1 protein-coding gene is annotated in these 1,125 nt (G+C 65.9%); it reads right to left on the bottom strand.

From position 1 onward, the window contains the following. Nucleotides 1–15: 15 nt before the first annotated feature. A complete protein-coding gene (locus tag J2848_RS35825; RefSeq protein WP_246194565.1) occupies nucleotides 16–954 on the bottom strand; it encodes a transposase in 939 nt (312 codons plus the stop codon). Between the last annotated feature and the right edge of the window lie 171 nt (nucleotides 955–1,125).

Genomic DNA, 1,125 nt, shown 5'->3' with positions numbered 1-1,125 from the left:
TCCCGGCAACTGTATTCAGGCTGCTTCCGGTGGTTCGTAATCGGTGCCCGTCGCAATCATCGCGTTGAGGGTGACGAGGAGCTTCCGAGCCGTGGCGATAAGGGCCGCTTTAACCGGCTTTCCGGCGGTCTGGAGCCGCGCCCGAAACTCCTTGAATGCCTGGCACCATCGAGAGGCGTGCAAGGCGGCGATGTAGAGCACCGTCCGGACGATAGGCCTACCGCCGGCAATCGCCCGTGGGGCGGAGCGCTTGCCGCTGTCGCGGGCGACCGGGGCCAAGCCGACAAGTGACGCGATGCGACGGCGGTCGAGCTGACCCAGCTCTGGCAGTTCCGCGATCAATGTCGCCGCGACGACGGCGCCGACACCTGGTATGGTGCGCAGTCGGCGGTCGATAACGGCCATTTCCGGATCAGCGGCAACGAGAGCCGTCATGCGCTCTTCTATCTTGGCGATTCGGCGGTCGAGGACAACGAGCAAGCTGCGGATGTCGGCACGGGCTTCGGCGTCCGCCGTCTGCTGGAGACGGGTCGCCTCCTGTTTGCGCATCGCCACGAGCTGGCGGCGGCGCGTCGCCTGCGCTTGGAGGGCGCGCCGTGCCGCCGCCAGCGGCTCCGTTGCCGCCGGACGGAGGCGAGCACCAAGCTCCGAAAGCATCCAGGCATCCACCCGGTCGGTCTTGCCGATGACGCCCATGGCCCGGGCAAAGTCACGGGCCTGCCGTGGGTTCACGCGGCTGAATGGAACATTAGCCGTCTCCAACGCCTCGCGCAGGACACGGTCGTAGCCTCCGCTCGCCTCGAAGATCACCCAGGCGCCGTCCTTGATACACGCTTTGGCGAAGCTGCGTGCCGCACCGGGCGTGTTGTCGATCCGACGAGCGCCGGCCCCCGGCTGGTGGATGTCCAGCCAACCCTTGGCGACGTCCACACCAATGAAGAGTTCCTGCATCATGCTCCTGCCCCTGTCCTGCGGGGTCTGGCAAGCAGCCCCAATCAACTGTTCAGGATGACAATCGACGAGCAGATGGCTTCCAGTCCGGGAAACGGGATCTGTTGTCCCTGGAGGCCCGCGGAATGCCACCCGCCGCCTTCAAAATACCTGAACCGTCTTAGACAGGAGGCC

This window comes from Azospirillum lipoferum, assembly GCF_024170005.1.
GTDB classification, from domain to species: Bacteria; Pseudomonadota; Alphaproteobacteria; order Azospirillales; family Azospirillaceae; genus Azospirillum; species Azospirillum lipoferum.
The sequence above is the reverse complement of the archived record's forward strand: the minus strand, read 5'-3'. Positions and strand labels throughout refer to the sequence as shown.

Coding starts and splice junctions, on each gene's coding strand:
- J2848_RS35825 (WP_246194565.1), bottom strand. CDS start 954: ATGATGCAGGAACTCTTCATTGGTGTGGACGTCGCCAAGGGTTGGCTG.